The 7314-nt window shown below is 33.4% G+C and carries 8 protein-coding genes; 7 read left to right on the forward strand and 1 reads right to left on the reverse strand.

Annotated elements, in window-relative coordinates; all coding sequences use genetic code 11:
- The first annotated feature begins 48 nt into the window (after window positions 1–48).
- The 6 genes from ACKI44_RS01580 to ACKI44_RS01605 all read left to right on the forward strand — a co-directional run bounded on the left by ACKI44_RS01580 (window position 49) and on the right by ACKI44_RS01605 (window position 5925).
- Entirely contained in the window at window positions 49–2832 is a 2784-nt protein-coding gene (locus tag ACKI44_RS01580; protein WP_407420953.1) for a C69 family dipeptidase, read from the forward strand.
- Window positions 2833–2961: 129 nt separating this feature from the next.
- Window positions 2962–3711: a hypothetical protein gene (locus tag ACKI44_RS01585; protein WP_407420954.1), complete on the forward strand. Its 750-nt coding sequence runs from the start codon at window positions 2962–2964 to the stop codon at window positions 3709–3711.
- Window positions 3704–4111, forward strand: coding sequence for an HIRAN domain-containing protein (locus ACKI44_RS01590; RefSeq protein ID WP_407420955.1), 408 nt, complete (start codon window positions 3704–3706; stop codon window positions 4109–4111). The genes ACKI44_RS01585 and ACKI44_RS01590 overlap by 8 nt, the downstream gene beginning before the upstream one ends.
- 127 nt (window positions 4112–4238) lie before the next feature.
- On the forward strand, window positions 4239–4796 hold the full coding sequence (locus tag ACKI44_RS01595; protein WP_058738852.1) for a 50S ribosomal protein L15e: 558 nt from the start codon (window positions 4239–4241) through the stop codon (window positions 4794–4796).
- A gap of 33 nt (window positions 4797–4829) precedes the next feature.
- Entirely contained in the window at window positions 4830–5249 is a 420-nt protein-coding gene (locus tag ACKI44_RS01600; protein WP_407420959.1) for an RNA-binding protein, read from the forward strand.
- A 1-nt stretch (window position 5250) separates the two neighbouring features.
- Window positions 5251–5925, forward strand: coding sequence for a DNA alkylation repair protein (locus ACKI44_RS01605; RefSeq protein ID WP_407420956.1), 675 nt, complete (start codon window positions 5251–5253; stop codon window positions 5923–5925).
- A 150-nt stretch (window positions 5926–6075) separates the two neighbouring features.
- Here the strand turns inward: ACKI44_RS01605 and ACKI44_RS01610 are convergent, their stop codons facing one another.
- Window positions 6076–6645: a DapH/DapD/GlmU-related protein gene (locus tag ACKI44_RS01610; RefSeq protein ID WP_407420957.1), complete on the reverse strand. Its 570-nt coding sequence runs from the start codon at window positions 6643–6645 to the stop codon at window positions 6076–6078.
- A gap of 199 nt (window positions 6646–6844) precedes the next feature.
- Here ACKI44_RS01610 and ACKI44_RS01615 point away from each other — a divergent pair, with 199 nt between their 5' ends.
- The gene (locus tag ACKI44_RS01615) at window positions 6845–7021 is read left to right on the forward strand and encodes a hypothetical protein (RefSeq protein ID WP_407420958.1); all 177 of its coding nucleotides are present in this window, start codon (window positions 6845–6847) and stop codon (window positions 7019–7021) included.
- Window positions 7022–7314 lie beyond the last annotated feature (293 nt).

The following is a 7314-nucleotide window of genomic DNA, read 5'->3' on the forward strand; positions in this document are numbered from 1 at the left end:
TAAATATTTTTGTATTGATGAATTAAAGGTTTTAATTGGGGGAAATTCATGTTGAAGTTAAATTATTTGCCAAAAAAATTGGTATTTTTACTTTTTTGTGTACTGTTGTTGTGTAGTATGCAAGCCTGCTTCGCATGTACTGCAGTATATGTGGGCTCGGATGTTAGTGATGACGGTTCAGTAATTGTTGCCAGGTCAAATGACTACCCTGCAGTTTGGGGAAATCATATTACAGTGACTCCTGGAGTAGAGAATGAATCAGGCAGAACCATGCCTGTAAGTGTGGATGGAAATGTAAAAACAGAGATTCCTGAAACTACCTATAAATACACTGCGACGCCATATATGGACAGTGCGGTAGCACTCAATGAAGAAGGTGTTTATGATGCGGCTGCATGCACTAATGAATACGGTGTAGTCATGACCATGTCTGTTACAGCATATCCAAACAAAGCGGCATTGACAGCAGATCCACGGGTAGATAGTGGAATTTGTGAAGATGCTGCTGTGGATCTTGTGATTTGTCAGAGTAAAACTGCTAGGGGGGCTGTAGAAGTTCTTTTGGGTATCATTGATAAATATGGCAGTAGCGAGTCCAATATAGCTATCATTGCTGATCAAAGTGAAGCATGGTATGTTGAAATGTATACTGGATATCAGTATGCTGCAGTTAAATTGCCTAGCGATAAAGTAGCTGTTTTTGGTAATGAGTATAGTTTAGAATACTTGTCTGATTTTGAGGAAGTTATTACCTCTAAAGATTTAATTACTCTTGCAGAGGAAAACGGTTTTGCTGTATATGGTAAAAATAATGAGATTAATTTATTTGAAACATATTCTGGAAGTCAGATGGCTAGGGATGTCTGCCATATGAGGACTTGGATTGGACATCAAATTTTAGCACCGTCACAGTTCGGTGCAGACTACAATATTAGCGCCCTGTATCCTCTCTGTTTTACACCGGATAGGAATGTTTCACTGCAAGACGTCTGTCAAATTTTGCGTAATAGATTTGAAGGAACAAAATACTCTCCTGATGAGATAGCTAATATTACTACAAGGCCTATTGGAACTGAAAATGCATTAAGCGCCCATGTATTGCAGGTATTTCCCGATCTTCCGGCAGAAATGTCCTGTGTTAGCTGGGTCAGTTGCGGTCCGCCAATTTATGGAGTTTTTGTACCAGTATCCAATGCTTGTATAAATGTCAGTGAGGCTTATGGAGCTAATCAGCCTGCAGAGGAAAAAGGAGTCTTTGATACAGATAATTACCCATATTATGTCTTTAAAGAACTTTGTTATCGTTGTGTCGGACCGGATCACTATGACATTTATGGTAAGCCTGTGAAAGAGTACTGGTATAATGCAGAAAGTAATATGTTTGCTGAAATGAGCGAAATACTTGCACAGGCAGCAAAAATGACAGATATTAATGCCAGGGCAATTTATATCACTTCATACTGTAATGATGTGCAAAGCAAAGCATTTGAAGATGGAAAAAAACTGCTTGAAAAAGTGCCTCTTGATGTAAGATTAATTGCAGGAGATTTAACAACTAATAGCACAGAATTTGAATACAATGCTGCATTAATGTATAATAATATGAGTGGAATAGCCAATAGAACTTTACTATTTGATATCGGTGAAGAAACATACTCTGCTGTCACTAATTCTTCAGGTGTGGCAAATATTACAGCAATTTTGCCTAATGGTAAATATCCTATTACTGTAAGGTTTATGGGCGATGATGATTTTGGCAGAATAACAAAACAGGCAACAATTTTTGTTAACAGTACTAAAGCAGTTGATTTAAAAGCTCCAAAGATTGAAATGTATTATAAAAACGGAACTAAATTTTTAGTTTCATTAACTTCCAACGGCACGGCCATTGCAAACGAAACAGTTATTATCAATATTAACGGCGTAAACAATACCCGTAAAACCAATGAAAACGGTACTATTTCAATGAGCATTAACCTGGACTGCGGAGAATATCCTATTGTTGTCTACTATAAAGGCAATGATATCTATGATCCTGCAAAAGTCAACTCAAAAGTCACTGTTTTATCAACAGTTAATGCAAGTGATGTTACAAAAATATACAGAAACGCAACACAATACTATGCAACATTCCTTGATGGCGAAGGCAATCCGTTAACAAACGGTACTGCTGTATTCAACATCAACGGCGTAATGTATGAACGTAAAATTAACGAAAACGGTACTGCCAAATTAAACATTAACCTGGAACAGGGAACATACATCATTACAGCAGCCCATCCGACAAATGGTGAAATGCATTCCAATACAATTACGGTTCTTCCAAAAATAACCGAAAACAAGGACCTGATTAAATACTATAGAAACGCTTCACAATACATTGTAAAAGTATTGGACGATGAAGGTAATCCTGTCGGTGCCGGTGAAACTGTTACTTTCAACATTAACGGTGTAATGTATGAAAGAAAAACCAATGCAACAGGTCATGCTAAGTTAAACATCAACTTGGAACAAGGAAACTATATCATTACTGCATCATACGGCGGATGTAATGTTGCAAATAACATCACTGTTTTATCTGTCCTATCTGCTGAAGACCTAACAAAAGTATACGGTACACCGGATCAGTTTGTAGCTACTTTAGTGGACGGACAAGGAAATGCATTGGCTAATGCAAATGTTACTTTCAACATTAACGGAGTAATGTATGAACGTATGACCAACGCAACCGGACAGGCTAAATTAAACATTAATTTAATGGTCGGAGAATACATTATCACTTCATCATATGACGGATGTAACATTGCAAATACCATTAAAGTAACTGCTTAAGTAAATGATTAATCTCATTTACTTCTTTTTTTCATTTTTTAGTCTTAACAGCATCCCATAATTTTTTCACGAAAAAAATATATTGATTTAAAAATAAATATTTGTGTATAAAATAATCAGCTGATTAATATGACATTAATAATCCATCCCGAAGTAAAAGAATTAAAGGAAGAGTTATCTCAGCTAATCTTGGAATATGATGATTTGACTAACCACATCTGTCCTGATATTGAGCGCAGATATGTTTTAAAGTTTGGATTATATGAATATAGGTTATATGAGCGTGAGCTTCAAATAGATAAACTGAAACGTAAAATTCAGCTTATAAGAATTGAAATCAATCACGGAAATGAACTTAATCTGGATAAAATAAATGAAAAGTTGGATGCTGAATTTGAAGAATATGAAAAGCAGGTTCAAGCACAGATGGATGAAATAAAGTATTTGGAAGAAAATAATCCTGAAAAATTATCTCCTGAAGATTCAAAAAAACTTAAAAAGCTCTATCGCAAACTTATTAAAAGGCTTCATCCGGATTTACATCCAAATCAGACATTTTTTGAATTGAATCTGTTTTATAGGGCAGTATACTGTTTTGAAAACGGGGACTTGAAAGGATTGGAATCTGTGGCAACATTACTTCCTGAGGATGATGTTGAAGAAGTTTCTGAAATTGAAAAGATTAAGGAATTAATTCAGGAATTCGAACAAAGGATATCAAAGCTCAAGGATGACTATCCATATAACAAAAAGGAATTGCTGGATGATGAGGATGCCTCCAATGAATATATTTCCATGCTTTTAGAGCTGATTAAAGATAGGGAAGAAGATATAAGAAATCTTGAAAAAAGAATAAATAAACTGATTGAAAATGTCTAACATTCAAAAACCGGACCCAGATATCACCACAATCATAGGCCATATTCAGAAAGGTGGAAAAATCAAGCCTTTTTTAAAGGATATCTTTTTAATCAAATTAAACGTTGCAGGGCTTGACTATATTGACAATATTGATGAAATATTTTCTGAAATTAGAGTTGGAGACAGACTGGAACTGATCCGTGAAGCATCTAATGAATATGACAAGCATGCCATTTTAGTCAAATATCATGGTGAAAAAATAGGATATGTTCCAAGAAAGGACAATTATGTCTTGTCCAAATTAATGGATGGCGGTAAACATATCTATGGTGTTGTTGACAGCTTTGGCGTTGATGATGTATATGAAAATTATGAATTCCGATTCGTAAATTTCAAAATCTTTCTAAATGACCATTAAAAACATTAACTTTATATGTACTTAAAACAAATATTTTATTACTGTTAAAATTTTAGCAGTTTGCTTTTTTTGGGATAAGTTCCCATTGGATGTGGCTTTTATAGCTGAACAAAAAAAGGTGAAATTTATGTATAAATATATTAGAGATGCTTGGAAAAATCCAGATGAGTCTTACGTACGTGAACTCATGTGGCAAAGAGCTCCAAAATGGAGACGTCAAAAAGTAGTACAAAGAATTGACAGACCTACTAGATTAGACAGAGCTAGAAGCTTAGGTTACAGAGCTAAAAAAGGTTTCGTTTTAGTAAGAACTAGAGTAAGACGTGGTGGAAGAAGGAAATCACGTTTCAAAGGCGGTCGTAAACCTAAAAGAATGGGTGTAAACAAAATTACTCAAGCTAAATCAATTCAAAGAATTGCTGAAGAAAGAGTAGGTAAAAAATACCCTAACTTAGAAGTCTTAAACTCATACTGGGTATGGTCTGACGGAAAATACAAATACTACGAAGTTATCTTAGTAGATCCACAAAGTCCTTCTATCATTAACGATAAAAAAATCAATTGGATTTGCTCCAAAAAACACACTAACAGAGCTTTAAGAGGCTTAACTAGTGCTGGTAACAAAGGACGTGGAATAAAATCTAAAGGAAAAGGTAGTGAACAAGCAAGAAGAAGAGATTTATAATCTCTCTTTTTTTACTACTCTTTTTTGATTTTTATGATTCATAATATTAAATTCAGAGTCTTTGTTTATGAAAATGAAGATGTTGAAGAATTGTCTCAGGCTGTTTTAAATATTTTACCTGAAGCTGAAATCAATGCAGAGGAAGCTGAAGGATTAACTGAAGATAAAATAATAATTTTATCAGGTGTTGTTTCTAAAAAAAGATACACCAAAGCTTTTTTTAACTTACTTTTGGAATCTGTCGATTTGGAAAAATTAAATAATGATTTAGAGCGTAAAATCGATGAGAAAGGTAACTGGTTTTTAAGATTGGATAAAGAAGATGCCATTGATGAAAAATTAACCGTTAAAGATTCAGGAGATTCCATTCATTTGAAAATAAAGATAGCTGCTTATCCTGCCAAAAAGGAAATTGCTGTTGATAAGGTTCGTGAAGCTATTCTGGATAGATAATATGGATTTTCAGGAAGTAATTGCTTATTTTGAAGAAATATCTGATGAGAATGTTGTAAACTCCAACAAAAGATTCGCAATAGGTTGTGAGCATTCTTATGGTATTAGACTTCCTGTTATTCGTAAATTAGCTAAAGAAATTGGAAAAGACCATGATTTGGCTATTGAACTGTGGAATCATCCTTTTCATGAATCTCATTTGCTTGCCACAATGATTGAGGAAAAGGAGAAAGTCACTTCCCGACAATTGGAGGAATGGGTAAATTCATTCTATTCATGGGATATTGTGGATCAGGCATGCATTAATCTCTTAATTGATTTGCCTGAAGCTCGGGATAATATTTTTGTCTGGTGTGATGCTGAAAAGGAATTCGTTAAAAGAACTGCTTTCAGTCTCATTGCTGTTATTGCGGTTCATGACAAAAAGGCAGGTCCCGAAGATTTTGATAAATATTTTCCTTTAATTAAAAAAGCTTCCTTTGACAATAGGAATTTCGTTAAAAAATCAGTTAATTGGGCTTTAAGACAAATTGGAAAACGGGATTTAATCTGTAATAAAAATGCATTGGAAGTTGCTTATGAAATATCTGAAATTGATGATAAGACCTGCAGATGGATTTCATCAAATGCAATTCTGGAACTTGAAAGTGAAAAGGTTCAAAAGAAATTCTATTAATGGATTAGTTTCATCTACATTTAGTAAATTAAATTAATGAATAATGAATTTAAGATTGTTTAAATTAACCACTTCTTTTATTATTTCACTGTCATGATTGGTAACTATTCAAATAATTTGTCTTTCTGTAAATAATTTTGACACTAACATTCACTCTATTTTTTTAATGAATTTTGCAGGAACACCGCCGACAACAGTTTTTGCATCAACGTCTTTTGTTACCACTGCACCTGCTGCAACAATTGCTCCTTCACCAATTGTAACGCCAGGCAATATTGTTGCATTGGAACCGATCCATACCTTATTTTTGATATTAATTGGACTTGGACATAGATTTCCTCTCTTTTCAGGGTCTTCTTCATGATTTAGTGTGGCTAAAACAACATTGTGTCCTATTAAAACATCATCACCAATGTAGATTCCTCCCTGATCCTGGAATTTGCAGTCGGAATTTATGAAAACGTTTTTTCCCAGATGGATATTTTTTCCAAAATCAGTATAAAATGGTGGAAAAACTCTAAATTCCTCATCAACTTCTCTTCCAATCAATTTGGAAAACAGTTCACGTATTTCATCAAATTCATGGTATTTATAATTTAATTCACAAGTTATTTTTTGCGCTTCTCTTGAGTAATGGTTGCATGCTTCTGCAGCTTCCAAATCCATGGTTAATGTTTTACCTGCATTGAAAATTTCTAGCAGTTCTTCTAGTTCTAACATATTATTAGTTTTTAAGTTGATGTTTATAATAAGTTTTCTTTTATACTTTCCTTTAGAATTTTTTAAAAAGTTTTTTAATATTATTCATTTTCCGCATCTATAATTGTAAAATTAAAAATTTTGAGGTATTATCGTTAAAAAATGTATATGTGATTATATTCATATTTTTAATTGCTAATATGTTTATGGAGGTGAAAGAGTGAAAGGAATTGGTGGATTAATTGCTATAATTATAGGTATAATATTATTATTCTGTGCAGTAGGACCTTTCTTTTTAAAGTTGGGCTTTAAATTAATGGGACTTGCTTTTAATATAGTGTCCATTTTAGGTTTAATTGTTATTATTGCAGGAATTGTTCTTTATATTAAAAAGTAACATTTTTAGGAAATTTTTAGAAGTTAATTTATTTCTAAAAATTTGTTCCTACTTTTTTATCTTAAATGTGAAAGAATACTCCGACCTCTGCAGGTCGGAGATGAATTTCACAAAAAAAGGCCATTAAAATTTTGTAAAATATTTTTTTTCAAAAGTTAGATAGGATTGGATGATTGCTCATCCGCACCCTCTTTAGAACCGTACGTGTCCGTTTTCGAACATACGGCTCAAGCAGAACTTTATCCGAAAGTTCTGTTATAATAATTCATCGATTCATAAAATAGTCCTCTTTA

Source organism: Methanobrevibacter sp., from assembly GCF_045646205.1.
Taxonomy (GTDB): domain Archaea; phylum Methanobacteriota; class Methanobacteria; order Methanobacteriales; family Methanobacteriaceae; genus Methanocatella.